Source organism: Sulfitobacter sp. UBA1132 (genome assembly GCF_002311545.1).
Taxonomy (GTDB): Bacteria; Pseudomonadota; Alphaproteobacteria; order Rhodobacterales; family Rhodobacteraceae; genus Sulfitobacter; species Sulfitobacter pontiacus.
The window spans coordinates 376-944 of the sequence record NZ_DCAN01000009.1; the positions used below are offsets into that span (position 1 = coordinate 376).

1 pseudogene is annotated in these 569 nt (G+C 59.8%); it reads left to right on the forward strand.

The window, feature by feature from the left end:
* Window positions 1-569 (forward strand): annotated as a pseudogene (locus B4F27_RS06475) (translation initiation factor IF-2); the annotation flags it as partial.

Genomic DNA, 569 nt, shown 5'->3' on the forward strand with positions numbered 1-569 from the left:
TCAGAACGGTACGCTGCGTCAGGGCGACATCTTTGTTGTGGGCGAACAGTACGGTAAGGTCCGTGCGCTGATCAACGATCAGGGCGAGCGCGTGAAAGAAGCAGGCCCGTCCGTGCCGGTAGAGGTGCTTGGCCTTAACGGAACACCGGGTGCGGGCGACGTTCTGAACGTCACCGACACCGAAGCGCAGGCGCGCGAGATTGCGGAATACCGTGAAAAAGCCGCCAAAGACAAACGCGCTGCGGCTGGTGCTGCCACGACGCTGGAACAGCTGATGGCGAACGCCAAGGTGAACGAAACCATTAGCGAGCTGCCTTTGTTGATCAAAGCAGACGTTCAGGGTTCTGCCGAAGCGATCGTTCAAGCGATGGAGAAAATCGGCAACGACGAAGTCCGCGTGCGCGTCCTTCACTCGGGCGTGGGTGCGATTACCGACACCGACGTTGGTCTTGCCGAAGCCTCCAACGCGCCGATCATCGGCTTCAACGTGCGTGCAAACGCCTCGGCCCGTGCCTCGGCGAACCAGAAGGGTGTCGAGATCCGGTATTACTCGGTCATCTATGACATGG